This is a genomic window from Pseudomonas sp. MWU12-2029 (assembly GCF_023242425.1).
GTDB lineage: Bacteria > Pseudomonadota > Gammaproteobacteria > Pseudomonadales > Pseudomonadaceae > Aquipseudomonas > Aquipseudomonas kribbensis.
Map to the genome: position 1 here is coordinate 532,667 of NZ_JALJDY010000002.1, position 24,393 is coordinate 557,059.

Annotated in this window: 22 protein-coding genes; 7 read left to right on the plus strand and 15 right to left on the minus strand. The window is 60.3% G+C overall.

Annotated elements, in window-relative coordinates; translation table 11 throughout:
- Positions 1-138: 138 nt before the first annotated feature.
- A complete protein-coding gene (locus M5B44_RS07325) occupies positions 139-1,299 on the plus strand; it encodes an AAA family ATPase (protein ID WP_248738684.1) in 1,161 nt (386 codons plus the stop codon).
- Here M5B44_RS07325 and M5B44_RS07330 read toward each other — a convergent pair.
- From M5B44_RS07330 to M5B44_RS07390, 13 genes are all read right to left on the minus strand, one after another.
- Positions 1,296-2,174: a transporter substrate-binding domain-containing protein gene (locus M5B44_RS07330; RefSeq protein ID WP_248738685.1), complete on the minus strand. Its 879-nt coding sequence runs from the start codon at positions 2,172-2,174 to the stop codon at positions 1,296-1,298. The genes M5B44_RS07325 and M5B44_RS07330 overlap by 4 nt on opposite strands.
- The gene (locus M5B44_RS07335; RefSeq protein WP_248738686.1) at positions 2,171-2,953 is read right to left on the minus strand and encodes an amino acid ABC transporter ATP-binding protein; all 783 of its coding nucleotides are present in this window, start codon (positions 2,951-2,953) and stop codon (positions 2,171-2,173) included. Before M5B44_RS07335 ends, M5B44_RS07330 begins: the two co-directional genes overlap by 4 nt.
- A complete protein-coding gene (locus M5B44_RS07340) occupies positions 2,950-3,609 on the minus strand; it encodes an amino acid ABC transporter permease (protein ID WP_248738687.1) in 660 nt (219 codons plus the stop codon). Before M5B44_RS07340 ends, M5B44_RS07335 begins: the two co-directional genes overlap by 4 nt.
- Positions 3,590-4,255 carry an amino acid ABC transporter permease gene (locus M5B44_RS07345; RefSeq protein ID WP_248738688.1) on the minus strand — a complete coding sequence of 222 codons (666 nt, stop codon included), beginning with the start codon at positions 4,253-4,255 and terminating at the stop codon, positions 3,590-3,592. The genes M5B44_RS07340 and M5B44_RS07345 overlap by 20 nt, the downstream gene beginning before the upstream one ends.
- Positions 4,256-4,726: 471 nt before the next feature.
- On the minus strand, positions 4,727-5,524 hold the full coding sequence (locus M5B44_RS07350; RefSeq protein ID WP_007952772.1) for a MetQ/NlpA family ABC transporter substrate-binding protein: 798 nt from the start codon (positions 5,522-5,524) through the stop codon (positions 4,727-4,729).
- Between the two features lie 167 nt (positions 5,525-5,691).
- The gene (locus M5B44_RS07355) at positions 5,692-6,624 is read right to left on the minus strand and encodes a sigma 54-interacting transcriptional regulator (protein ID WP_248738689.1); all 933 of its coding nucleotides are present in this window, start codon (positions 6,622-6,624) and stop codon (positions 5,692-5,694) included.
- 56 nt (positions 6,625-6,680) lie between these two features.
- Positions 6,681-7,262 (minus strand): alpha/beta hydrolase, encoded by a 582-nt coding sequence (locus M5B44_RS07360; protein ID WP_085712674.1) that lies wholly within the window; start codon positions 7,260-7,262, stop codon positions 6,681-6,683.
- Between the two features lie 168 nt (positions 7,263-7,430).
- Entirely contained in the window at positions 7,431-7,832 is a 402-nt protein-coding gene (locus tag M5B44_RS07365) for an ExbD/TolR family protein (RefSeq protein ID WP_003220570.1), read from the minus strand.
- Between the two features lies 1 nt (position 7,833).
- A complete protein-coding gene (locus tag M5B44_RS07370) occupies positions 7,834-8,559 on the minus strand; it encodes a MotA/TolQ/ExbB proton channel family protein (RefSeq protein WP_011331927.1) in 726 nt (241 codons plus the stop codon).
- 45 nt (positions 8,560-8,604) lie between these two features.
- A complete protein-coding gene (locus M5B44_RS07375) occupies positions 8,605-9,417 on the minus strand; it encodes an energy transducer TonB (protein WP_041475106.1) in 813 nt (270 codons plus the stop codon).
- Between the two features lie 379 nt (positions 9,418-9,796).
- Entirely contained in the window at positions 9,797-10,123 is a 327-nt protein-coding gene (locus tag M5B44_RS07380) for a hypothetical protein (RefSeq protein WP_008081769.1), read from the minus strand.
- A gap of 189 nt (positions 10,124-10,312) precedes the next feature.
- Positions 10,313-11,656, minus strand: coding sequence for an aryl-sulfate sulfotransferase (locus M5B44_RS07385; RefSeq protein WP_248738690.1), 1,344 nt, complete (start codon positions 11,654-11,656; stop codon positions 10,313-10,315).
- Between the two features lie 23 nt (positions 11,657-11,679).
- Positions 11,680-14,040, minus strand: coding sequence for a TonB-dependent receptor (locus M5B44_RS07390; protein ID WP_248738691.1), 2,361 nt, complete (start codon positions 14,038-14,040; stop codon positions 11,680-11,682).
- 165 nt (positions 14,041-14,205) lie between these two features.
- Here M5B44_RS07390 and M5B44_RS07395 point away from each other — a divergent pair, with 165 nt between their 5' ends.
- A complete protein-coding gene (locus M5B44_RS07395; protein WP_248738692.1) occupies positions 14,206-15,150 on the plus strand; it encodes a LysR family transcriptional regulator in 945 nt (314 codons plus the stop codon).
- A 101-nt stretch (positions 15,151-15,251) separates the two neighbouring features.
- The gene (locus M5B44_RS07400) at positions 15,252-16,862 is read left to right on the plus strand and encodes an alkaline phosphatase family protein (RefSeq protein ID WP_248738693.1); all 1,611 of its coding nucleotides are present in this window, start codon (positions 15,252-15,254) and stop codon (positions 16,860-16,862) included.
- An 87-nt stretch (positions 16,863-16,949) separates the two neighbouring features.
- Here the strand turns inward: M5B44_RS07400 and M5B44_RS07405 are convergent, their stop codons facing one another.
- Positions 16,950-17,870: a TauD/TfdA dioxygenase family protein gene (locus tag M5B44_RS07405; protein ID WP_085712666.1), complete on the minus strand. Its 921-nt coding sequence runs from the start codon at positions 17,868-17,870 to the stop codon at positions 16,950-16,952.
- Positions 17,871-18,050: 180 nt separating this feature from the next.
- On the opposite strand from M5B44_RS07405, the gene M5B44_RS07410 reads away from it, so the two are divergent.
- The gene (locus tag M5B44_RS07410; protein WP_248738694.1) at positions 18,051-18,971 is read left to right on the plus strand and encodes a LysR family transcriptional regulator; all 921 of its coding nucleotides are present in this window, start codon (positions 18,051-18,053) and stop codon (positions 18,969-18,971) included.
- A gap of 39 nt (positions 18,972-19,010) precedes the next feature.
- On the opposite strand, the gene M5B44_RS07415 is transcribed toward M5B44_RS07410, so the two are convergent.
- The gene (locus tag M5B44_RS07415; protein ID WP_248738695.1) at positions 19,011-20,024 is read right to left on the minus strand and encodes an ABC transporter substrate-binding protein; all 1,014 of its coding nucleotides are present in this window, start codon (positions 20,022-20,024) and stop codon (positions 19,011-19,013) included.
- Positions 20,025-20,327: 303 nt separating this feature from the next.
- Between M5B44_RS07415 and M5B44_RS07420 the strand changes: the two genes are divergently transcribed.
- Genes M5B44_RS07420 through M5B44_RS07430 form a run of 3 tightly spaced genes read left to right on the plus strand, consistent with a single transcriptional unit; the run spans position 20,328 to position 24,363 of the window.
- Positions 20,328-21,926: an ABC transporter permease gene (locus M5B44_RS07420; protein WP_248738696.1), complete on the plus strand. Its 1,599-nt coding sequence runs from the start codon at positions 20,328-20,330 to the stop codon at positions 21,924-21,926.
- Complete coding sequence (locus tag M5B44_RS07425; RefSeq protein WP_248738697.1) at positions 21,923-22,738, plus strand: ABC transporter ATP-binding protein; 816 nt, start codon at positions 21,923-21,925, stop codon at positions 22,736-22,738. The genes M5B44_RS07420 and M5B44_RS07425 overlap by 4 nt, the downstream gene beginning before the upstream one ends.
- 14 nt (positions 22,739-22,752) lie before the next feature.
- A complete protein-coding gene (locus M5B44_RS07430; RefSeq protein ID WP_248738698.1) occupies positions 22,753-24,363 on the plus strand; it encodes an arylsulfatase in 1,611 nt (536 codons plus the stop codon).
- The last annotated feature ends 30 nt before the right edge of the window (positions 24,364-24,393 follow it).

The window sequence follows — 24,393 nt, forward strand, 5'->3', positions numbered from 1 at the left end:
TCCTTCCTGTGTACGAACGTGCAAGTGACGATACGACTGTGAGCTTAGAACAGGGTTCAACCTTCGTCCGGGCGATATATGCATTTATGTGCAGCAGGTATCCTGACCCGGATTCCGGAGCACCCAGGAAGGATTTTCATGCTCAAGACCCTCGCGGTGGCCAATTACCGCTCGATCAATAAATTGGTGATTCCGCTGGGTCGGCTGAACCTGATCACCGGCCCCAACGGCAGCGGTAAATCCAACCTTTACCGGGCGCTGCGGCTGCTGGCGGAGACCGCTCAGGGCGGCGTGGTCAATGCACTGGCTCGCGAAGGCGGGCTGGAATCGACGTTCTGGGCCGGGCCGGAAACCATCAGCCGGCGCATGCGCAACGGTGAGGTGCCGATCCAGTCCACGGTACGCCAGGGCGTGAAACGTCTGAGGCTGGGTTTTGCCGGTGAAGATTTCAGCTATTCGATTGCGCTGGGCTTGCCCGAACCGAGCCTTTCGTTCTTTTCCCTCGACCCGGAAATCAAAAAGGAATGCATCTGGGCCGGGCCGCTGTATCGTCCGGCCAGTCTGCTGGTGGACCGCAATGGACCGATGATCCGCAGCCGCGACGGCCGCAGTTGGGATGTGCTGGCGCAGCACACGCCGAATTTCGACAGCCTGTTCGATCAGGTCGGCAGCCTGCGTACCTCGCCGGAAGTGTTTCAGATGCGCGAGTTCATCCGCCGTTGGCGCTTCTACGATCACTTTCGCAGCGACGCCGACGCCCCGGTGCGCCAGCCACAACTGGGCACACGCACACCGGTGCTGCATCACGACGGCCGCGATCTGGCGGCGGCATTGCGTACCATCATCGAGATCGGTGACCCCGAGGCTTTGCAGGCGGCGATCAGCGACGCGTTTCCCGGCGCACGGCTGAACATCGCGCCGCTGGCGGGCGGACGCTTTGCCATCGAGTTCTTTCAGGAAGGGTTGTTGCGACCGCTGTCGGCAGCGGAATTGTCGGACGGCACGTTGCGTTATCTGCTGTTGGTCGCCGCGCTGCTGACGCCGCGCCCGCCTTCGCTGATGGTGCTGAACGAACCGGAAACCAGTCTGCATCCGGACCTGTTGCCGGCGCTGGCGCGGTTGATCATTCGTGCATCGCAGGAGTGTCAGGTGTGGGTGGTTTCACATGCACGGCGATTGATTTCGGCGTTGCAGGAAGATGAGGAATGCAATTGCATCGTGCTGGAAAAAACCCTCGGCCAGACAGGCGTTGTCGGGCAGAGGGTGCTGGATGAGCCGGCGTGGAATTGGCCGGATTAGCCCTGCCACTTCCCGCCTTCGACAATCACACTCTCAGGCTTGGTGTCATCACTCAGTTCTTTACGCACATATTGGTCATACAGCTTGAGCAGGTATTTCTCTTCTCCAAGCTTGGCCAACTCCGCATTCACCCAATCGCGCAATTCGATGTTGCCCTTCTTCACCGCCGGTGCAATCGGGGCTTCGGCACCGAGTTTTTCATCCAGCACGCGGTAGCCCGGGTTCTGCTTGGCCCAGCTGAACAGCACCAGATTGTCCTGCGCGTAAGCATCGCCACGGCCGTTGGCCAGGGCTTGCAGGGACTCGGAGTTTTTCTCGAACTTCAGCAGTTTCCAGTCCGGGTGATTCTTGGTCAGCCAGATATCGGCCGTGGTGCCGGTGGTGACGATGGTGGTGCGGGTCGCCAGGTCATCCAGTTTCTTCACTTCGCTGCCCTGAGCCACCAACGCCTGCACCGCGACTTTCAGGTTCGGGTTGGTGAATTCCACTGCTTCCTTGCGCTCCGGGGTCACGGTCATGTTGGCGAGGATCAGGTCGACCTTGTCGCTTTGCAGGAACGGAATGCGGCTCGCCGGCTCCACTGCCACGAACTCGACCTTGTTTTCGTCGCCCAGCAGATCCTTGGCGAATTGACGGCCGATGTCGGTATCGAAGCCGACATAGCGCCCTGCTTCATTGACGAAACCGAACGGCGGTTTGTCGGTGAACACGCCGACGATCAGTTTGTCGCGGGCCTTGATCTTGTCCAGGTAACCCGCCGGCGCAGTGCTTTCGCTGGCGACTTTCGGCTTGGCCGGCTCTTCGGACTTGTTGCAGCCGACCAGCAACGCGAGGCTGATCAGTGGTAATGCAAATAGGGCTTTGGCAGTTTTCATGGCAGTTCCGGTTCCTTGGTTTGAGTCGTTGTGGGCAGTGCTTCAACGTAGGAGAACTTCTCCAGGAACTGCTGCGCGCGTGCGGTTTGCGGGTTCGTAAAGAAAAGCTCGGGCGGGTTCTGTTCGAGGATGCGCCCGGCATCCATGAACACAATGCGGTCGGCCACCGCGCGGGCAAAGGCCATTTCGTGGGTGACGATCAACAGGGTCATGCCTTCGCGGGCCAGGCCCTGAATCACTTGCAGCACTTCCTTGACCATCTCCGGGTCGAGGGCTGCGGTGACTTCGTCGAAGAGCATCACTCGCGGGTTCATGCACAACGAGCGGACGATGGCGATGCGTTGCTGCTGGCCGCCGGAGAGCTGGCGCGGGAAGGCATCGCGTTTCTCCAGCAGGCCCACCCGTTCGAGCAACGCTTCGGCTTGTCGCTGTGCTTCGCGGCGTTCGCGCTTCTGCACTTTCAGCGGGCCAAGCAGCAAGTTGTCGAGCACGCTCATGTGCGGGAACAGGTGATAACTCTGGAACACCATGCCGATCTGCTGACGCACTTCACGCCAGTCGGTGGCCTTGTCCAGCAGCTCGCGGCCGGCGAATTTCAGACTGCCGCCGTGGGCAACTTCCAGACCGTTGAGGCAACGCAGCAGGGTGCTTTTTCCGCAGCCGCTGGGGCCGAGGATGACGATGACTTCGCCGGACTTAACTTGCAGGTCGATGCCCTTGAGCACCTGCTGTTCGCCGAAGAATTTGTTGAAACCCTGAAACTCGATCAATGCGCTCATGCTTGCGTCCAGCGCCGCTCCAGCACGCGCGAGGCGGCCGACAGCGGGTAGCAGATGAAAAAGAAAAACAGGAACAGCGCGCCGTAGATCAGCACCGATTCGTAGGTGCGCTCGATGATCTGCTGACCGACCTTGATCACGTCCACCACGCCGATCAGCACCGCCAGCGAACTGGTCTTGATGATCCGCATGTAGACGTTGATGGTCGGTGGCGTCATGCGTTTCAGCGCCTGGGGCAACAGCACATAGCCGTAGAGCTGCGCCGCATTCAGGCCGATCGACAGCCCCGCCTCACGCTGCCCGCGCGGCAATGAATGCAACGCACCGCGCGCCACTTCGCCAACCTCGCTGGCACCCCACAACGACAGCACCAGTACCGCGCACCAGAAGCTCGGCAGGCTCAGACCAAAGAAAATCGGCAGGCCGAAAAACAGCAGGTACAACCAGACCAGCACCGGAATCGCCCGGAACAGTTCCAGATAGATCCGCAGCACCGCGTTCAGCCACGTCACGTTGAGCGTGCGCAGCACACCGTAGAGCACGCCGCCGACGGTACTGATGGCAATGCTCAGGAACGAGATCGACAGGGTTTGCCCGGCGCCTTTGGCCAGTTGCGGCAACGACACCCAGAGCAGTTCAAGACCCGAACTGGCCATGCTGGAGCCTCCTTTCCAGATGGCTCAACAGCAGCGACAGCGGCAGGAACAACAGCACGCAGATCAGCGTCAGCACGGCGAGCATTTCGTAGGTTTTGTAGTAGAGCGCGATGTAGCTCTTGGTGGTGTAGAGAATCTCCGGCACCGCCACGGCCGAGACCACGGTGGTCTCCTTGAGCAGGAAAATGAAATTGGCGAACAGCGACGGCAGGCTGAGTATCCCCGCTTGCGGCAGGATCACGTAGCGCAGCAACTGGCCATGGGACAAGCCGATGGAGCGACCCGATTCCAGTTGCGCCTGGGGCACCGCATCCACACCGGCACGCAGCACTTCGGTGAGGTAGGCGCCGCCGAGAAACGTCATGGTGATGATCGCGGCGGTGAAGCCGGAGACCTTGATCCCCAGGGCCGGCAGCGCAAAGTAGACGAAGAACAGCTGGATCAGCAGCGGCGTGTTGCGCGCCAGCTCCACATACAGCCCGACCAGTTTTTGCAGGTAAGGCGTGCGGAACACCAGAATCGTCGCGTTCAGCAACGCCACCAGCAGCGAGGTGCCAATGGCGATCAAACCGACCTGCAGCGTCACGCCCACGGCTTTGAGAAACGCCGGCAACGTGCTGAGGATAAATGCGTAATCGAAGGTCATGAAACATCCTGACGCCGCTCGGTAAGCGACGGTGGTGCAGTCCATGGACAGCGGGTAGCTGTCCTGCAGGCACCGACTTTAAAGGTATAAAAAGAAGAATTTAAATACCGTTAAAGCATATTGATATCACGCAAAAAACTAATCGACGGGTTTGCCGGGAAGAAGGAGGAAGGCTATTGTCCCCAGCGCTGTAGGACGGATCTTTTTTGCATAAAAGCCCTCCAAGGACGAACAGCTTTTGGCCAGACTCCCCCGGCCGAACCCATAACAAGGAAGAGAACATGGACGTAAAAGTGCCGCAGCGACTGGATCCGCAGGAAATCGTGAAATTGTTGGTGGCGTTGCGCCGGGCGTTGAAGACCGGGATAGCCTGAGCTTAAAGACACCCTCACCTGCACACACAAAAACGCCGATGACCATCACTGGCCATCGGCGTTTTCATACCTGAAGGGGTTGTGTTGCTGCGTCAGATCAGAACGCCGGCAATACCGCGCCGTTGTACTTCTTCTCGATGAACGCTTTGACTTCAGGGCTGGTCAGGGCAGCGGCCAGTTTCTTGATGGCGTCGCTGTTCTTGTTGTCTTCACGGGCGACCAGGAAGTTCACGTAAGGCGAATCGGCACCTTCGATCACCAGAGCGTCCTTGGTCGGGTTCAACTTGGCTTCCAGCGCGTAGTTGGTGTTGATCATGTCCAGGTCGACTTCTTTCAGAACACGCGGCAGCAGGGCCGATTCCAGTTCCTTGAACTTGAAGTTGTGCGGGTTCTTGGCGATGTCTTTTGGCGTGGCCAGGGCGTTTTTAGGATCTTTCAGTTCGATCAGGCCAGCCTTCTGCAGCAGGATCAGTGCACGACCACTGTTGCTGCCTTCGTTCGGAATGGCGATGGTGGCGCCGTCCGGCAGTTCAGCCAGGGTCTTGTACTTGCTCGAGTAGCCACCGAACGGTTCAACGTGAACGCCTTGTACGGTCACCAGGTACTTGGCCTTGTCGTCCTTGTATTTGCCCTGGTTGAAGCTGTTCAGGTACGGCAGGGTCTGGAAGTAGTTGGCGTCCAGACGCTTCTCGCCCACCTGCACGTTCGGCTGCACGTAGTCGGTGAAGACCTTGATTTCCAGATCCACGCCTTCTTTGGCGAGAGTCGGCTTGATCAGCTCGAGGATCTCGGCGTGTGGAACCGGGGTCGCGGCGACCACCAGTTTTTCGCCGGCCTGGGCCAGGGAAGCAGTCAGAGCAGCCGCCAATGCGGTAAACAACAGAACCTTTTTCATGCAGTGTCCTTAGTCGAAAATCACGGTCGTCATCGACGACGGCATTAATACGTGTGCCAGCGATGTGCTACTGCTGGCGTGAGTCGGACAATACCGGGATTTTTTATTCCCGGACAATAACGTTTATTCAGCTTCATATTCCATTTTGTTCATGTTGAACAAAATGGTTACAACGCCTCGCTCAGGCTCAACAGTAATTCTTTCAATGCCTTACGTTCCCCGGCTGTCCCTTTGGCAGTGATGCTCGCCACCTGACGTTCGATCTGAACCAGCGACCCAGACACCTCGGGCAGATTCAGGTGCTCCGGCAGGATTTCATCGCCAGTGCTCACCAGCAGCGCAAAGTGAATGACGTTTTCCAGCTCCCGGGTGTTGCCCGGCCAACTGTGCTGCTCCAGCACCTCCTGCGCCGCTTCGCTGATCAGCGGCACGGGCAGATCCAGGCGTTGGCTGTAGATGCCGAGGAAGTACTCGGCCAGCGACAGAATGTCACCGACTCGCGCCCGCAACGCCGGCAGTTCCAGATGCCCTTCGCTGAGATAGTGATAAAGCCGCTCGTGGAATTTCCCCGCCGCCACTGCTTGCGCCAGATCGATGCTGGTCGCCGCCACCAGGCGCACATCCACCGGGCTCGGCTGATGCGCACCGACGCGGGTGACTTCGTGGTTTTCCAGGGCGGAAAGCAATTTGATCTGGATCGGCAGCGGCAGGTCGCCGATTTCATCCAGATACAAGGTGCCGCCATTGGCCGAACCGAACCAGCCAGCACGGCTGCTGGCCGAACCGCTGTAGCTGCCGGCGGCGTAGCCGAACAATTCGGCATCAGCGTAGGTCGGGCTGATCGCGCCGCAGTTGACCGAGACGAACAAGCCGCTGCGATCACTGGCGCGGTGGATATGGCGGGCGAGCAATTCCTTGCCGGTGCCGGTCTCGCCGCGAATCAACACCGAAATCGAGCGCGGTGCGAGCCGGGCCATTTCCTCGCGCAACTGGCGCGAGCGTGGATCGACGAACACCAGCGCCTTGGCGCGAATGCTCAGGGGACTTTTTTCCGCATCGGGAAAGGTCAGCAACGGCTGACCGAAGGTTTCGAAACTCATGGCAGACTCCCGCCCCAAATCGCCGGGAGACGGGGGCGCTGAAAAAATAAAAGTGGTCAGGCACGACGCCGGGCGTGGTGTTCCATGCGGTTTTGCAGGCGATACAGATAAGCGAATCCCTGCTCCCAGCGTTGATGCCCGGACTTCACATTGATATGGCCGGCGCCCGCGAGAATCCCCGCCTCGGCACCCCAGTTGCGCGCCAGTTCCAGCGCACGCGGCGCGCTGACGGCGGCGTCGTTGTCGGAACTGACGACCTGACTCGGGAACGGCAACAGATCAGTCGGAATCGGTGCAAAGTTGCGCAGTGCCGGCACGCAGGCCGGACGCTCCACATCCGCCGGCGCGACCAGCAGCGCACCGCGTACCTGACGCAAATGCTGCAGCGGCGCGGTAGCCGCCCAGTGCGCCACAGTGATGCAACCCAGGCTGTGGGCGATCAGGATTACCGGCGTGCTGTCGGCGGCAATCGCCTCGGCCAGCGCCGCAACCCAGTCTTCACGACGCGGCGTCAGCCAGTCGGCCTGCTCCACCCGCGCGCTGTTCGGCAGGCTGTTCTGCCAGTGGCTTTGCCAATGATCTTCTGGCGATCCTTGCCAGCCCGGCACAATCAGATAGCGGATTGATTCGTTGCGCATGGGGGAGCTCTCCTGCGTCGTGTCTGTTCCTGGTCGAGTATAGGGACGGGATTTATATTCGTTAAGGAATAAGAAGCTATTTATTAAGACCTGAAAAGAATATTAAGTCTGAGACAAAAAAGGGGCCGCACCCTGCCAAGGAGACGGCCCCGGAAAAACGTGAAACCCTTATCGTGCAGTGATCACCGACAGTTTGGTGATGCCCGCCCGCTCAATCGATGCCATGGCTCGCGCCACTTCGCCGTAATTCACCCCGTCGTCCGCCTGCAATTGCACGCGCACTTCCGGGTCCTTGGCCTTGGCCGACTTGAGGTTGAACTCCAGCAGGTCCGGCTGGATTTCGTCCTTGTTGATAAACAGTTTTCCAGCACCGTCGATGCTCACCACCAACGGGTCTTTCTGCTCGACCGGCGCCACCGCTTCGGTCTTCGGCAGGTTGATCGGTATCGCGTTGGTCAGCAGCGGCGCGGTGACGATGAACACCACCAGCAGCACCAGCATCACGTCCACCAGCGGCGTCACGTTGATCTCGCTCAGCACCTCGTCGCTGTCTTGCGTGGAGAAGGCCATATCAGGACGCCTCCTTCACTTTTGTTGCGTTGCCCTGGGCCGCAGCCTTGTGCGCGGTCGGATGGATCAGCACGCGGAACGAACTCTTTTGCGCCAGGCTGTAGAAGTCGTGGGCAAAGTCGTCCAGGTCCGCCGCCGTCAGTTTCAGACGACGCAAAAAGTAGTTGTAAACCAGCACCGCCGGCACCGCGACCGCGATCCCCACCCCGGTGGCGACCAGCGCTGCACCGATGGGACCGGCCACCGTTTCCAGGCTCGCCGAGCCTGCCGCGCTGATGCCTTTCAACGCTTCCATGATTCCCCACACCGTGCCGAACAGGCCAATGAACGGCGAGGTGCTGCCAATACTCGCAACCACCGCCAGACCGGTTTCCAGCGAACGACGCTCGCGGACGATCTGCTGACGCAAGGCACGTTCGAGGCGATCCTGATGGTTGATCGCCTGGCTCAGGTCATTGGCCTGCGGCGCCTCGCCCACTTGAATCGCCGCATAACCGGCCTGTGCCACCCGCGCTGCCGCGCCGGGCTGGGTTTCGCTCAACTCGGCGGCGGAGTCCAGACTCGACGCCGCCCAGAAGCGCTTGTGAAATTTGCGGTCCTGCGCCTTCAACCGGCCGAACTGCACAGCCTTGAGCAATGCCAGGCCCCAAGTGGCGACAGAGAAGACCACCAGCAGCCAGATCACCGCGCTTTCGATGGATTCCAGTGGAGATGCCAGTAACGTCATGATGTGTTCCCTCGTGTAAACATTTCGCGCGAATTTGGTTTCGGTTTAGTGAATCTTGAAATCGATGGGCACGCTGACCCAGCCGTCCTGGGCGACATCACCCTGCTTGGCCGGCACGAAGCTCCAGCGCTTCACGGCATCCAGCGCCGCGTCGTCGAGCTGTTGCCGGCCACTGCTTTTCTGAATCTGGATCTCACCCGGTTTGCCGCTGGCCAATACGTGCACCCGCAGCAACACCGTGCCTTCCCAACCACGACGCTGGGCCAGCGACGGATATTCCGGCGCCGGGTTCTTCAGGTACGCGGCGTTGGCCGAGGCCGGCGTCACCGGAGCAGGCGCTGGTGGTGCAGGTGGCGCTGGCGCGGCGACTGGAGCGGCCGGTTGTGGCGGAGCCGGTGGTTGCTCGACGGCTTTGGGTGCCGGTTTCGGTACGGGTTTGGCGACCGGTTTCGGTTTGGGAATCGGCTTCGGTTTTGGTGGCGGCTTGGTTGCCAATTCGTCTTCCACCGGCGGCGGAGGCTCGACCACTGGCGCCGGTGGTGGCGGTACAACCACAGGTGGAGCCGGTGGCGCCGGGCGCGAAAATTCGATAGTCATCGGTGGAATTTCCGGCGGCACGATCGGCAGCGCCGGTGTCGGATGCTGATTGATCCAGTAGATCACCGCGCCATGCACCACCAGCGCCAGAACGCCGAGCAGAATCGTTTCGCGGCGGCTCAGAATGCCCTTGGGCGCGCGCTGCAAACGCAGTTGCCCCAACGGCACGCGATGGGGCCGGCCGAGATCGACCAACTCGCCGCTCGGCGCCTGGCGCCACAGCACCTCCTGTGCACTGGCGGCGGTCTGGACATTGCCCATTGATTTACTCCCTGCGGTCTCTTTGCGTTTTTTCGCGTAGCCGATTCGCCGCTTGTTGAATCCCCCACGGCGTGATCGATGGGTCAATCATTGGGCTAGAGGCTTATCTCCGAAAGTAATCTTTCATGTTATGAATAGATGTTTATGGAATATAAGAAACGGTCATTTCCGCCAAAGCCACGGCCCGCAAGGCTTCCAGCGATTCGCCAGAATCGACATGCTTTCCCGGCATAAAAAGTATTCATCCAAGGCATCGGGTTATCGACGCCCCGGCATTCAGTGACAACTAATACCTAGGTGATAGTTGACGAACTTTTCAAGAGACAAATAAAAAGGCCGATGCATGTTTAATGCATCGGCCTTCGACTTGCAGAATTTCTTATTGCTTCACAAACTCCCCGGCCAGACCGACTACATCACCGTCAAAGTTTGTGCGAGAACCCACCGCACGAACTTTCGAGTAGTTGTGATCCGGCGAGAACAGGGTCCAGGACTGATAGCCAGTGCCTTCATTCAGAGCCGCGAAAGTAATGATCGTAGGCTGCCCGGTGCTGTTCTGGAAGTGGTAGTGACCGTACGCGATGTCGTAGTTCACGCCGTTCTGGCTGAATTTTCCGCTGAAGGTGCCGTTGGAGTCGTTGCCATCGGTAATCGTCAGTTTGGCGCCAGCGTTAGCGTTTACATAGTTGCCATTAATGCTCGACATAACGAGATTTCCTTTATCGTTGGATAAGTGTCTTCCGATGAGAGCAAGTTTCCTCCTGGAAACTCACGAGACTCAGGATGGTTCGCTATTCACTTATTGTCCACGCGACTTTTCAACGATATGGCTATATGCACTATTCATGTCACTCATAACTTATTTCGAATTCGAAGCGCCTTAATCACCTTTCAACTAACGGCTTGCATTGATCTGTTGCACACCGATCGCAGGCGCAATCACGGCCGTCTCCGAACGCGGCGTTCCGACCGGTACCCAGTCATAACTCACAGGCAGTGCTCGATACACCCAGTTGCTGATCGCATCGCTACCTGGCGCCTTGCCCAAATAAGGGCTGACGTATTCCCAGACGTTTTCGCCGCTGGCCGTTACCTGGAAAAACCGCCCGTTCATGCCTTCATCAATCAGCGTGTTGCCGTTGGGCAAACGCCGCGCGCTGCTGATGAACGAACTGTAGAACGCCCACCCCGGCTGCTTCGAATTGGCGGCGCTGTACTGCCAGACGATTTCGTTTTTCACCGGGTCGATCTCCAGCACCCGCGAGCCGGTAATCAGCCCCAGCGTGACGTTGGGATAACCCGCCGAACCCTGGTTGTCGAACACCAGCAGATTGCCGGCGCCGGGCAATCCCGCCGGGATGATATGTGCGTCATGCTGACCGACGAACTGGTCCACCGGACGTGGAATCTGCTGCGCGGTTTTCGGGTTGGCCAGCGGCAGGTTCGGCCCCAGGCGCCAGACCACTTTGCCGCTGTGTTTGTCGATGATCGCGATGAAATTGGCGTTGCGTGAGTCGAGCAGCAGGTTGTCCGGATTGAAGCGTTTGTCGCCGGCATCGAACCATTTGTTCGGCCCGACCAGGCTGAGGTTGTTGATGTGCAGGTAATCCGGATTTTCACTGGCACGCACCAGCTTCAATTGCTCGGCAGTGAAACCGAATTCTTTCAAGTGATCCGACGCCAGCCACTGCCATTTCACCTCGCCTGCGGGGCTGACTTCATAGATCGCATCGTCGATCACCTCGGGCACTTTGAAGCCTTTGACCTTGTGCACCTTGTTCGCCAGCACCACGGTGTTGCCGTTGCTCAGGCGACGCTGGTCGTGATGTTGTTGCGCCGCGCCACCGGGCGCCTTGTCGCCCCACTGCCAGACGACTTTGCCACCCCAGTCCAGCTCACCGATGCTCTGATTGCCGAGGCCGTTGCCGGCGGAACCGAGCTTGCCCGGATCCTTATCGCTCAGTTGCAGCAACACATGGCCACGCTCGCCACCGACCAGTTTCGGGTCGATGATCGCCGAGGGGAAACCGGCCTGCGGCCAGTTCTTCACTTCATTGCCATTCATGTCGATCAGGTGCGTCTGCTTGTCTGCACCGCTGAAGATCACATATTGATTGAAGGCCTTGGCCGGGTCGTATCGGGTGACGCCGGTGGGGTAGACGCTGGGCGCGGCGAGCGCACCTGCACTGAGCACTGCGCCGGACAACAACACCGGTAAAGCGGTTTTGATGCGCAACATGATGCAGCTCCTTGAGGGATCGATCAGAAGTCGTAGCGACCGGTGACGCCGAGGGTGCGCGGCGTGCCGAGCAGGCCTTCATAACCGCCGTTGCCGCCGGTCCACAGGGTCGTGTAGTAGGTTTTGTCGAAGGCGTTTTTCAGCCACAGCGAGACGTCCCACTGGCCCTGATTGAAATCGCCGCGCAGGCCGGTGGAGAGATTGACCACCGCGTAACTCGGGATCTGGCCGTAGTCGGAATCCTCGACCGTGCCCACTGCTTTGGAGCGAAATGCGTAGCTGCCGGTGACGTAAGGTTGCAGCCCGTTGGCCAGATTCCATTCGTATTTGCCGTTGGCGTTGCCGATCCATTTCGAGGCACCGACGACCTGATGACCACTGAGGTCGCAAGAGGCCGGAGCACCCGGCGCCAGGCTGACTTCCGGCGGGCACGGCGCGTCCTTGTACGAGAGATAACTGACGTCGTTGAACGAGCCGTTGAAGTTCAGGGTCAGGCCGCGCAACGGGATCACGGTGCTTTCGAATTCCACACCACGCGAGCGCACTGAACCGGCGTTGGTCAGGTATTGCACGCGGTTGACGTCGTCGTAGGCGTTGGTCTGATAAGCGTTGACCTGAGTCCAGAACAGGTTGGCGTTGAGTTGCAGGCGGCGGTCCCACAGGGTGCTCTTGAAGCCAAGTTCAGCGTTGTTGGCGCGCTCGGTGCCTATCAGCAGCGAGTCGGCGCCAGCGGTCGGAGCGGAACCGACCACGAGGTTGACCCCACCGGATTTCTCGCCGTGGGACAGCGTGGCGTAGCCGAGCAGATCATCGGTGATGCGATAGCTGAGGTTGAGCAATCCGGATGGACTGGAGCTGTACTGGTTCAGATCGCCGGAATCGTAGGCGCCGGTCCGGCCGCGTCGCGCAGTGGCTGCGGCGCCGGTAACTGTGGCGCCACCGACCGGCGCATCGCGATTGACCCAGGCGTTCTTCTCTTCATAGGTGCCGCGCACCCCGGCGGTGAAATCCAGGCGTGGAGTCAGGTGCCAGGTGCCTTGGGCGAACAGCGCAAAACTGTCGGTCTGGATGTGGCCGCGGCCGACGCTGCCGACATTGGCCAATGCGCCCCGTGGCGTGCCGTTCCAGATGTCTGCCTGGGGGCCGTAATAGGCGAAGGATTTGTTGTCCAGATCTGAGCCGAAGTAGTACGCGCCGAGCACGTAATCGAAGGACTCGCCCTTGGGCGACGCCAGGCGAAATTCCTGCGAGTACTGCTTGTCCTCCACCGACACACCGGCGTTGTAGGTTGCCGCAACGTTGAGGCCATCGTCGTTGGCCGGGGTGAAATTCCAGTAGCGATAGGAGCTGATCGAGGTCAGGGTGAAGTCGCTCGGCAGCGTCCAGTTAGCCTCCACCGACGTGCCGCCCTGATGCACTGTGACGTGCTGATCGTTGTCCAGATTGACCTTGCGGTGCGAGCCGTTGACCAGCGTCGCGCCGGCAGCATTGGCCCGTGACTGATAGAGGTTGACGCCATTGATGGTCGGCCCGGTGTTGTACAGCACGCGGGTGCCGGCACTGGAATCCTCTTCGTTGTAGTCACCGATCCAGCGCAGATTGAAGTTCTCGTTGGGCTTGAACAACAGCTGCGCACGGAAGCCGTCGCGGGAGCCGCCGTTCAGGTCATGGCCGTTGTATTCGTTTTTGATGTCGCCGTCGCTGCGAGTGCGATAGGCGGAAATTCGGCCGGCCAGTTGATCGTTGAGCGGCCCGGAAAGCGTGCCCTTGGTCTGGAAATAACCGTCCTCACCGACCGAGGTTTCGATGCTGCGCTCCGGGGTGAAACTCGGCGCGCGGGTGCTGATGTTGATCACCCCGGCGGTGGTGTTCTTGCCGAACAACGTCCCCTGCGGCCCGCGCAGGACTTCGAGCTGTTCGATGTCCATCAGGTCGAACACCGCCATCCCCGGGCGGCCCAGATAAACGTTGTCGATGTACAGACCGACACTGCCTTCCAGACCGTCGCTGGCCGGGTTGTTACCCAGGCCGCGAATCGACACGCTGGACTGGCGCGCATGCATGTAGGCGACGTTGACGCTGGGTACCAGTTGCTGCAGATCCTGGATGCGATAGACCCGCTGCGTCTCCAGGGTCTGGCCGCTGACCACGCTCATCGGCGTCGGTACATCCTGCGAACTTTCTTCGCGACGGCGAGTGGTGACGGTCACGGTTTCCAGTTGCGAAGTGGCGGTCGCAGTCTTGCCTGCCGGTACCGGCACAGGGGTTTCGGTTTCCGCAGCGTAGCCGTGGGTCCAACTGGCACTCCCCGCCAGCAACAGGGCCAGAGGCAGACGTTTGAGCCGTCGTGGCGGCGGCGGTGAAGCAAGGTTCAACGGACTCATGGGGCTGCTCCTGGTCAAAAAACACGCAGACATTGTTCGCGTCGCATATTCTTTAAAGTTATTTATTTATGTTTTTACAAAGATTTACTGCATAAGAGATTGCCTTTATAAGGAGTCGACCTAATGCATATCCAATGCATTTCCCGGATATTTTTTATGTGAAAAATGCATATCGACTTGCGCCAGCTCAGACACTTCATCGCCCTCGCCGAACAGCGCAGCTTCGTCGCGGGCGCGCAGGCGGTGAACCTGTCGCAGTCGGCGTTCAGCCGCAGCATTCAGGCGCTGGAACACAGCGTCGGTTGCCAGTTGGTGGATCGCGGACGCAAGGAATTGCCACCGACCAAACAAGGCCAGGTGCTGCTTGAACACGCACGGCGGCTGGTCAGCGGTGCGCAGCAGATGGCCAACGAGATCAGCCAGTTCAACGGGCTGGAGGCGGGGGAATTGCGCTTCGGTTGCGGCCCGGCACCGGCGGCAGGATTGATCCCGCGAGCGATCGGCAGCTTCATCGGCCGCTATCCGAAAGCGCGGGTGCATTACCAGGTCGATGACTGGCAGAGCCTGAGCAAGCGACTGCTGAGCGAAGAGTTCGAATTCTTTGTCGCCGACACCCGTCACTTCGAGGCGGATCCGGATTATCTGACCCATCGATTGCGGCCACGCAAATGGCATTTCTGCTGCCGCGCGGGGCATCCATTGGCCGGATCGGATCGGGTCACGGCCGAGCAATTGATGAGTTATCCACTGGCCGTGAGCATTCGTCCGCCGAACCTGCGCAAGGTCATCGTCGACCTCAGTGGCCGGCCGGATTTCGTCCCGAACGTGGAGTGCGAGAACAGCGCCAGCCTGCTGGGCGTGGTGTTGCGATCCGATGCGATCGGCATCGTCGGTGCCTATTCGGATGCGTTGCATCAAGCCAGGGGCGAACTGGTGTGTTTGAAAGTCGAGGGGTTGGCGGATGATCTCGAGGAGCTTTACACCCGTTACGGAATTGTCAGTCGCGCGGGGTATCGGCTATCGCCGCTGGCCGAGGCGATGATCGAGCAGATCAAGGCGATTGACACAGTGGATGAGGAGGTATGTTCGCTGGCAAACCTCGCCGTCTAACCCCATGCGTTTCATGCATGGCAAGCATTCCCCGAATGCACTTGCCGAACACCCTCGCCGAAAGCGAAAAACCTCGCCTGTCTTTCTGACTGGTGAACCCCATGTCCAACCCGCAAAACCCCGTGCGCAACGTGCTGTACATCATGTGCGATCAACTGCGCCGCGATTACCTGTCCTGCTACGGCCACCCGCATTTGCACACCCCGAACATTGATCGCCTGGCCGCCGCCGGCGTGCGCTTCAGTCGCGCCTACACCCAGGGCACGATCTGCGGCCCGTCACGAATGTCGGCCTACACCGGGCGCTATGTCAGCAGCCATCAAGTGGCGTGGAACGCCGTGCCGTTGCCGCTGGAAGAACTGACCATCGGCGATTACCTGCGACCCCACGGCATTCGTACTGCGCTGGTCGGCAAGACCCACGCCACGGCCAACGTGGATGCCTTGCAGCGGCTGGCGATCAACCCTGCAAGCGCCCAGGCCGAAGTGCTGAACGAAGTCGGCTTCGAGCCGTACTTTCGCCACGACGGCATCTTCCCCGACGACCCGTTGTTCGATGACAAACGCGAATCCGCGCCGTACACCCATTACCTGCGCGAGCAAGGTTTCGAAGGGCGTAACCCCTGGCACGACTGGGCCAACGCCGCCGAAGGCGACAACGGCGAAATCCTCAGCGGCTGGAAAATGCGCCATGCCCGTCTGCCGGCGCGAATTCCCGAGCAACATTCAGAGACTGTCTACACTACAAATCGAGCCATCGACTTCATCGGTGAGCAAGGTGAAAAACCGTGGTTTTTACACCTGTCCTATATCAAACCCCACTGGCCCTATATCGTACCGGCGCCGTACCACACATTGTACAGTACGAAATCGATTCTCGAACCGGTACGTAATGCCTCTCCAAGCGACCATCCGGTCTACCAGGCCTTTCGCCAGCATGAGGAAAGCCTGAATTTCTCCAAAGATCCGGTACGACTGAACGTGATCCCGACGTACATGGGCCTGGTCAAACAGGTCGATGATCAGTTGGGTCGTCTGTTCGATTTCCTGCAAAGCAACGGACGCTGGGAGGACACGCTGATCGTGTTCACCAGCGATCACGGCGACTTTCTGGGCGATCACTGGCTGGGTGAGAAGGAGTTTTTGCTGGAGCAAGCGGTGGGCGTGCCATTGATCGTGCGCGACCCGCGTACGGCGGCGGATGTCACGCGGGGCACCGTGGAGGATCGAATGGCGGAAACCATCGATGGCGTGCCGACCTTTCTCGAAGCACTGGGCGTGACGGGCGCGGAGCATCGACTGGAAGGTCGCTCGTTGATTCCGCTGCTGCACGGCGAGAATCCCGACTGGCGCCGCTATGCGATCAGCGAATACGACTACGCCTTCCAGGCCCCGGCGCGGGAGCGACTGGGCCAGCCGATCGACCGTTGCCGCATGACCATGGTGCGCAGCGAACGCTGGAAATACCTGGCGTACGACGGCTTCCGGCCGCAGCTTTTCGATCTGTTGAATGATCCGCAGGAGCTGCAGGATCTGGGCGCGGACCCGGCGTATGCGGCGGTGCGCGAGGAACATGCGGGGTATCTGTTCGAGTGGGTGCGCGGGTTGAAGCGGCGCACGACCATCAGTCATCAGGAGATCGATTTGCGGGGGCAGCGGTTTCGTTATGGGGAGCCGGAGACCGAGAAGCTCGTTCAGATTGGCGTGTGGTGATTAAAAGCATTGATGGCAAGCCAGCTCCCACAGGTTTTGCGTACGCCGCAAAACTGTGGGAGCGAGCTTGCTCGCGATGAGGCCCGATCAGACGCCGACGATTTCAGCGCCTTTGATGGTCTGACTACGCTGCCCATTCGCCCCGACCGGCACCTCACCTTTCAGCGTCACTCGACGCACCACGCGATCCTGAGTGCCGTAGTCATCAATCGCATAATGCTGCGTCGAACGGTTATCCCAGATCGCCACATCACCGGCCTTCCAGCGCCAGCGCACGGTGTTTTCCTGACGAATCACATGACTCTGCAACAAGCCGAACAGGTGCGCCGAATCAGCCTGGGAGTAACCCTTGATGCGTTTGACGAAATGCCCCAACAGCAAGCTTTTTTCGCCGCTGATCGGGTGTACGCGGACCACCGGATGTTCAGTCTCGTAGACCGTCGAGGTGAAGATCTTGCGATAGCGCTCAAGCTTCTCCGCCGAGACGTCCGGCTTCGCCCCGGCGTAGTCGTATTCGTTGCTGTGCACGGCCACCAGTTTGTCCGCCAGCTCACGCAGCTCGGTCGGCAGTTCGTTGTACGCGGTCGCGGTGTTCGCCCACAGCGTGTCGCCACCGAATGCCGGGGCCACCACCGAACGCAGGATCGAGGCCTTTGGGTAGGCATCGACGAAGGTCACGTCGGTGTGCCAGGAGTTGGCTCGCTGCCCTTCGGCGCCGTCCAGCTCCAGCAGGTAACGGGTACCCTCGCGGGACGGCACGGTCGGGTGCGCCACCGGTTCGCCGAGCAGATGCGCGAAGGCTTCCTGGCGCTGATCGTCGAGCTGGGTCTGCTCGCGGAAGAACACGACCTTGTACTGGACCAGCGCCTGTTGAATGGCTTCAACCGTTGCAGCATCCAGTTCACCGGACAGGTGCACGCCACGGATTTCGGCACCGATACGGCCGGCCACCGGATGAATGTCCAGCGCGTGGACAGCGGGTTTTACAGCGAGTGCGGCATTGCTCATGGGTAGACCCTCATCGACTGCTTGCGGTTGAACGGCAGCGAAACAACGCTCTATCTATATTCCATTTATATCTAATAGATATTCACATGCTTCGTTGACGGAATAAGAGCTTGCATTTAAAACCTCAAGCAACCTCGTCGCAAATGCCTTCGAGCTATTTTTAGGATGCCGGAAAAGCATATGGATCTTCGCCAGTTGCGCTACTTCATCGCCCTCAACGAACACCGCAGTTTTGTCCGCGCGGCCGACGCCATGGGCATCACTCAACCGGCGTTCAGCCGCAGTATTCAGGGGCTGGAGCAGGAGTTCGGCTGTGTGCTGGTGGATCGCGGCAACAAGGATCTGCGCCCGACACCCGAAGGCCAGGTGGTGCTGCAACACGCCCTGACCCTGGTGCAGGGCGCAGCATTGCTCAGCGCCGAAGTGACGCAGATGACCAAGCTCGACGCCGGCGAACTGCACTTCGGTTGCGGTCCGGCGCCGGCGGTGAAACTGGTGCCGGACGCGGTGGCGCAATTCATCAATGCGCACCCGAAAGTGCGCACCTGTTTTCAGGTGGATAACTGGGAAAAACTCAGCCGCGCCCTGAGCCGCGAAGAGATCGAATTCTTCATCGCCGACATCCGCCATTTCGAGTCCGACCCGAACTTCCAGACCCAGCCGCTGACACCCAAGCGCGGGGTGTTTTTCTGCCGGCCGGGGCATCCGCTGCTGGCCAAGGAAAGCTTGTCGACCAACGATATGTTCGACTATCCGCTGGCGACCACGCTGATCCCGCCGGGCATTCGCAAACTGCTGGCGAACCTCAGCGGGCGGATCGATTTTTCGCCGACCATCGAGACCGAGCATTTTCCGGCGCTGGTGAAAGTGGTGCTGCAATCCAACGCAATTGGTGTGGGCACTGAAGAGGCGTTTGTCGAGGACATCGCCCAAGGCTCGCTGGCGCTGCTGCACTGGCGCAACCTGCCGCAGAACCTGGAAAGCATGAATGCGCGGTGCGGGATTGTGAGCCGCACGGGATTCCGGCTGTCACCGGCGGCGCGGGCGATGATCGAGACGTTGGTGGCAATGGATAAACAGGAAATCAGCGTCGCGGTTTGAGGGTCATTCCCACGCATTGCGCGGGAATGACCGCATGACTCAGAGCTTCGCCGCCGCCAGCTCTGGCGCGACCCACTCGTTCACCTTGAACGGCTTGCGGATCAGCTTCTGCTGAGCTGCCAGATCCACCTTGCCCTGCAGGTTTTCGAGGAACAGCGGGTCCAGTGTCGAAGGGAATACTTCGCTCAGACTCTGATCCTTCAGATCCTGGGTCAGGATCACCGGCGGATAGCTCGCCAGCCCCGACACAAGCTGCACGTAAGCGTCCTTGTTGCTGTCCTGGGTCAGCCACTCCACCGCCTGTTGCTGCGCCTTGAGCAGCTTCGCCACGGCTTCCGGATGCCCGTCGACAAACTTGCCGGTGCCCACCAGAACTGACTGCACGCTGCCGGCGCCGCCGAGGTCCTTGGTATTCAATGGCAGCTCAGCCAGGCCCTTGGCCTGCAAGGCGGTGAGCCCGGAGCTGCCCCACGACGCATCGATCTGCTTCGCCGCCAGCGCGGCAACCGCTGCGTTGAAATCGAGGTTGATCACCTTCACGTCCTTCTCGCTCAAGCCCACGCTGGCCAATGCCGCATCGAACGACAATTGGGTCGCGGTGCCCCGGAAGATCGCCACGCGCTTGCCTTTGAGATCCTGCAACGTCTTGATCCCCGAACCCGGCACCACGCCCAGATATTGCTTCACACCCCGGGCGCTGGCACTCAGCAGCCGTGTATCCAGCCCGTTGGACTTGCCGATGATGGCCGCCAGATCCCCCAGATAAGCCAGATCCACCTGGCCGTTGGCGAACGCCTCGTTGATCACCGGGCCGGCGCCCTTGAAGAAGCTCCACTGAATCTTGATGCCCTGCTCGGCGAAGGCCTTTTCGAAGATCTGCTGATCGCGCAGCACGTCCACGATGCCCCCGCCGCTGTGCTGGGTGCCGGCGCTCAGATCAGGCACAGCAATCCTGATTTCCTTGAGCTCCTCGGCCTGAACAGAGAACGCCAGCAGACCCGCCAGCGCCGGCGCGGCAAACAGACTGATGACACGTTTGAAGGGAAGGTTCATGGGTGCGGCTCCTGATCACGGCGGGCATTGAGGAGCCGAAAGTAGGCGCAATCCGCATCAGCACTTAAATACTTAAAAAGAACATTTTTATAGCTTTTAAAGCTAAGTCAGAAAATTCGGGACATGCAGAGCCGTATGCATGGAGAGCATCAAAAATATTCTTCGAATGCATTGGATGCGTGCAGGGCTGGAGGCCTTAAATGGCGCTGCTTATCTCCAAAATGATTATTTTTTAATTCACTTATAACAATTGGTTTTTAGCTAATTCCGCTGACTCGATCCAACCCGACAACGGAGGTCACCATGGCCCGTGAATCCCTGCTCAGCCTGCCACTGGCCGCACCGCCGTTGAAAAACCGGCGCACTTGGCCAAGCCTGAGCCACCGCGTTTTACCCTGGATACTGCCGCTCGGACTGTTCGCCCTGTGGTGGCTGGCGGCGCGTAATCAATGGATGAGCGAACAGATACTGCCGGCGCCATCGCTGGTGTGGAACAGCGCGATCGAGCTGTCCCAGGGTGAGTTGTGGAGTCACTTGTGGATCAGCCTGCAACGTTTGTTCTGGGGCTTGTTGGCGGGCGTTGCCGCCGGTGCGGTGCTCGGTGCGGCGCTGGGCTTCAGCCGTCGTTTAGAACGCCTGATTTTCCCGACCTTCGCCGGCCTGGCCCAGGTGCCGACGCTGGCGTGGATTCCGCTGTTCATGGTGTTTTTCGGCATCGGCGAAACGCTGAAACTGGTGGTGCTGGTCAAGGCCATTGTGGTACCGGTGACCCTGCACACGCTGGTCGGCGTGCGTGACGCACAACCGAAACTGCGCGAAGCCGCCGCCGTGTTGCGCCTGCCGCCACGCCTGTTGATCCGCCGACTGGTGCTTCCCGCCGCCCTCCCGGCGTTCATGGCCGGCGTGCGTCTGGCGCTGGCCGCTGGCTGGACTTCGTTGCTCGCCGTCGAGCTGCTGGCCTCCAGCGAGGGCATCGGTTACCTGATGGTCTGGGCGCGACAGCTGTTCATGCTCGATATCGTGTTCGTGTGCATCGTGGTGATCGGTCTGATCGGCGTGGCGATGGATCGCGGCATTGGTCTGCTGGACAAAAAACTGGTGCACTGGCCGCATCCGGCCACGGCAGAAATTCGTCGCGGCCCGCGCTATGAAGGCTGGCAACGCGTGCAGCCGTGGCTGTTGCCGCTGGGGTTGTTTGCGCTGTGGCAACTGGCAGTCGATCAGCAATGGATCGATGCCAACATTCTGGTCAGTCCATGGGTGGTGCTTGAGGCAACGAAAAACGGATTGCTCGACGGCACGTTGATTTCGGGGATGACCCTGAGCCTGGGCCGTACCCTCGGTGGATTATTGATTGGCGGCGGCCTCGGCCTCGTGCTGGGTTTGCAGCTGGGGCTGTCGCGTACCAGCGAACGCGTGCTCGGCCCGACACTCGCCGCCCTGCGGCAGATTGCGATTTTCGCCTGGGTGCCACTGCTCACCGCGTGGTTCGGTCTGGGCGAACTGGCGAAGTGGGTGTTCGTCGCTCTCGCCGCTTTCTTTCCGTTGTTTGTCGCGACTCAACGCAGCGTCGCCAACCTCTCGCCACAACTCAACGAAGCCGCGCAGGTGCTGCGCCTGAACCTCGGCCAGCGCCTGCGCCGATTGGTGCTGCCGGGCGCTGCGCCGGGGATTTTCGCCGGCCTTCGACTGAGCCTGATCTACGCCTGGCTCGGCACCATCGGCGCCGAATATTTCATGCCGTCCAACGGCGGCATCGGCAGCCAGATGATCGGCGCCCAACAACTGCTGCGCATGGATCTGATCATGGCCGGGATGCTGCTGGTCGGCCTCACCGGCGCCCTGCTCAACCTCATTGGCCAACGCCTGGAAATCCGCGCCACCCGCTGGAGACACGCATGAACGCACCGATTGTCAGCTTCACCCACGTAGGCAAATCCTTCGACGTCGATGGCTTCGAACTGGAGGCGATTCGCGAATTCAACCTCGACATCGCCGAGGGCGAGTTCGTCGCCATCGTCGGCTCCAGCGGCTGCGGCAAGTCCACCTTGTTGCGCTTGCTGGTGGGGCTCGACACGCAGTTTCGCGGGCAGATCAGCGTCGATGGCAAAGCCGTCAGCGGCATCGGTGGCGAGCGCGGAATCGTGTTTCAGGAACACCGTTTGTTCCCGTGGCTGACAGTGGCCGACAACATCGGCCTGGGCCTGGTCAACGAGCCGTTGAGCGCCGCTGAAAAGCAGCAACGCGTCAACGATTTCATCGAGCTGGTGGGCCTGAGCGACTTCACCCGCGCCTACCCGCATCAACTTTCCGGCGGCATGGCCCAGCGCGTGGCGATTGCTCGCGGGCTGGTGGCGAGCCCACGCATTCTGCTGCTCGACGAACCCTTCGGCGCCCTCGACGCGCTGACCCGCCAGCAGATGCAGGACGAACTGCTGGCGATTCGCGAGCGGGCAAAGATCACCACGATTCTGGTCACCCACGATGTCGAGGAAGCGATTTTCCTCGCCGACCGCGTGGTGGTGATGGAACCGCGCCCCGGCCGGATCAAACAGGTGGTGGACATTGCCCTGCCACATCCCCGCCAGCGCAGCAGTTTCGACTTCCATCAGTTGCGCGAAGAACTGCTGCACGAACTGACCAGTGATGACCATTACCAACCGAGCGCGCCGGTACAGATCCGTGATCTGCCGTTGTCGTTCATTGCCTGCTGAACAGGAGCCTGTTGATGCCGCAACGTCCCAACTTTCTGGTGATTCTGGCCGATGACCTCGGCTTCTCCGACATCGGTGCCTTCGGCGGCGAAATCGCCACGCCGAACCTCGATACCCTGGCCAACAACGGCCTGCGACTGACCGATTTTCATACCGCACCGACCTGCTCGCCGACTCGCTCGATGCTTCTCACCGGCACCGATCACCACATCGCCGGCATCGGCACCATGGCCGAAACCCTGACCCCGGAGCTGATCGGCAAACCGGGTTACGAGGGTTACCTCAACGACCGTGTCGTCGCGTTGCCGGAGTTGCTGCGCGAGGCCGGTTACCAGACCTTGATGAGCGGCAAATGGCACCTGGGCCTGACCGCCGAACTGGCGCCCCACGCCCGTGGCTTCGAGCGTTCGTTCTCGCTGCTGCCCGGCGCGGCCAACCACTACGGATTCGAACCGACCTACGATGAACACACGCCCGGCCTGCTGAAATCCACCCCGGCGCTGTACATCGAAGACGACACCTTCATCGACGAACTGCCGAAGGATTTCTATTCCTCCGACGCGTTCGGCGACAAGCTGTTGCAGTACCTCAAGGAGCGCGACCAGAGCCGGCCATTCTTCGCCTACCTGCCGTTTTCCGCACCGCACTGGCCGTTGCAGGCTCCCGCCGACATCGTCGAAAAATACCGTGGCCGCTACGACGCGGGGCCGGAAGTGCTGCGCCTCGAGCGTCTGGAAAAGCTCAAATCGCTTGGTTTGATCGAACCGGATGTAGAACCGCATCCGCTGATCCAGCTGACCGCGCAATGGGACGCCCTGAGCGATGAGCAAAAGCAGATTTCCGCACGGGCGATGGAGGTCTACGCCGCGATGGTCGAGCGCATGGACTGGAACATCGGCCGCGTCGTCGACTATCTGCGCCAGCAGGGCCAGCTCGACAACACCTTCATCCTGTTCATGTCCGACAACGGTGCCGAAGGCGCGCTGCTGGAAGCCTTTCCGAAATTCGGCCCGGAGCTGGTGACGTATCTGAGCCAGCATTACGACAACAGCCTCGACAACATCGGCCGCGCCAATTCCTACGTCTGGTACGGGCCGAACTGGGCGCAGGTGGCGACCGCGCCGTCACGCCTGTTCAAGGCGTTCACTACAGAGGGCGGGATTCGCGTTCCGGCGCTGCTGCACTATCCGCAGTTGCCGCTGAAGGGGCAGATCAGCCACGGTTTCGGCACAGTGATGGACATCACGCCGACCATCCTCGATCTGGCCGGCGTGCGGCATCCGGGCAAACAGTGGCACGGCAAACCGGTGGCGCCGTTGCGTGGTAAATCGTGGTTGGGTTTCCTGTCCGGCGAGACGGCGCAGGTGCATGACGAACATACCGTCACCGGTTGGGAACTGTTCGGGCGCCGGGCGATTCGGCAGGGGCAGTGGAAGGCGGTGTGGATCCCCGTGCCGGTGGGGCCGGCGACCTGGCAGCTTTATGATCTGGGGAGTGATCCGGGGGAGATTCATGACCTGGCGTCGAGTCAGCCGCAGAAGCTTGAGGCGCTGATCGAGCATTGGCAGCGGTATGTGGAGGAGACAGGGGTGATTCTGAGCGAGTCGCCGTTTCAGCCGGATTGAGGGTGGCTGATGCAGGGCTATCGCCGGTCA

Excerpts from the sequence above, each read along its gene's own strand:
- M5B44_RS07335 (WP_248738686.1), bottom strand. The coding sequence starts at position 2,953 with ATGAGCGCATTGATCGAGTTTCAGGGTTTCAACAAATTCTTCGGCGAA.
- M5B44_RS07375 (WP_041475106.1), bottom strand. The coding sequence starts at position 9,417 with ATGGGCAATGTCCAGACCGCCGCCAGTGCACAGGAGGTGCTGTGGCGC.
- M5B44_RS07405 (WP_085712666.1), bottom strand. The coding sequence starts at position 17,870 with ATGAGCAATGCCGCACTCGCTGTAAAACCCGCTGTCCACGCGCTGGAC.
- M5B44_RS07325 (WP_248738684.1), top strand. The coding sequence starts at position 139 with ATGCTCAAGACCCTCGCGGTGGCCAATTACCGCTCGATCAATAAATTG.
- M5B44_RS07340 (WP_248738687.1), bottom strand. The coding sequence starts at position 3,609 with ATGGCCAGTTCGGGTCTTGAACTGCTCTGGGTGTCGTTGCCGCAACTG.
- M5B44_RS07400 (WP_248738693.1), top strand. The coding sequence starts at position 15,252 with ATGTCCAACCCGCAAAACCCCGTGCGCAACGTGCTGTACATCATGTGC.
- M5B44_RS07410 (WP_248738694.1), top strand. The coding sequence starts at position 18,051 with ATGGATCTTCGCCAGTTGCGCTACTTCATCGCCCTCAACGAACACCGC.
- M5B44_RS07360 (WP_085712674.1), bottom strand. The coding sequence starts at position 7,262 with ATGCGCAACGAATCAATCCGCTATCTGATTGTGCCGGGCTGGCAAGGA.
- M5B44_RS07425 (WP_248738697.1), top strand. The coding sequence starts at position 21,923 with ATGAACGCACCGATTGTCAGCTTCACCCACGTAGGCAAATCCTTCGAC.
- M5B44_RS07330 (WP_248738685.1), bottom strand. The coding sequence starts at position 2,174 with ATGAAAACTGCCAAAGCCCTATTTGCATTACCACTGATCAGCCTCGCG.
- M5B44_RS07380 (WP_008081769.1), bottom strand. The coding sequence starts at position 10,123 with ATGTCGAGCATTAATGGCAACTATGTAAACGCTAACGCTGGCGCCAAA.
- M5B44_RS07430 (WP_248738698.1), top strand. The coding sequence starts at position 22,753 with ATGCCGCAACGTCCCAACTTTCTGGTGATTCTGGCCGATGACCTCGGC.
- M5B44_RS07420 (WP_248738696.1), top strand. The coding sequence starts at position 20,328 with ATGGCCCGTGAATCCCTGCTCAGCCTGCCACTGGCCGCACCGCCGTTG.
- M5B44_RS07385 (WP_248738690.1), bottom strand. The coding sequence starts at position 11,656 with ATGTTGCGCATCAAAACCGCTTTACCGGTGTTGTTGTCCGGCGCAGTG.
- M5B44_RS07395 (WP_248738692.1), top strand. The coding sequence starts at position 14,206 with ATGCATATCGACTTGCGCCAGCTCAGACACTTCATCGCCCTCGCCGAA.
- M5B44_RS07370 (WP_011331927.1), bottom strand. The coding sequence starts at position 8,559 with ATGACGTTACTGGCATCTCCACTGGAATCCATCGAAAGCGCGGTGATC.
- M5B44_RS07365 (WP_003220570.1), bottom strand. The coding sequence starts at position 7,832 with ATGGCCTTCTCCACGCAAGACAGCGACGAGGTGCTGAGCGAGATCAAC.
- M5B44_RS07390 (WP_248738691.1), bottom strand. The coding sequence starts at position 14,040 with ATGAGTCCGTTGAACCTTGCTTCACCGCCGCCGCCACGACGGCTCAAA.
- M5B44_RS07350 (WP_007952772.1), bottom strand. The coding sequence starts at position 5,524 with ATGAAAAAGGTTCTGTTGTTTACCGCATTGGCGGCTGCTCTGACTGCT.
- M5B44_RS07355 (WP_248738689.1), bottom strand. The coding sequence starts at position 6,624 with ATGAGTTTCGAAACCTTCGGTCAGCCGTTGCTGACCTTTCCCGATGCG.
- M5B44_RS07415 (WP_248738695.1), bottom strand. The coding sequence starts at position 20,024 with ATGAACCTTCCCTTCAAACGTGTCATCAGTCTGTTTGCCGCGCCGGCG.
- M5B44_RS07345 (WP_248738688.1), bottom strand. The coding sequence starts at position 4,255 with ATGACCTTCGATTACGCATTTATCCTCAGCACGTTGCCGGCGTTTCTC.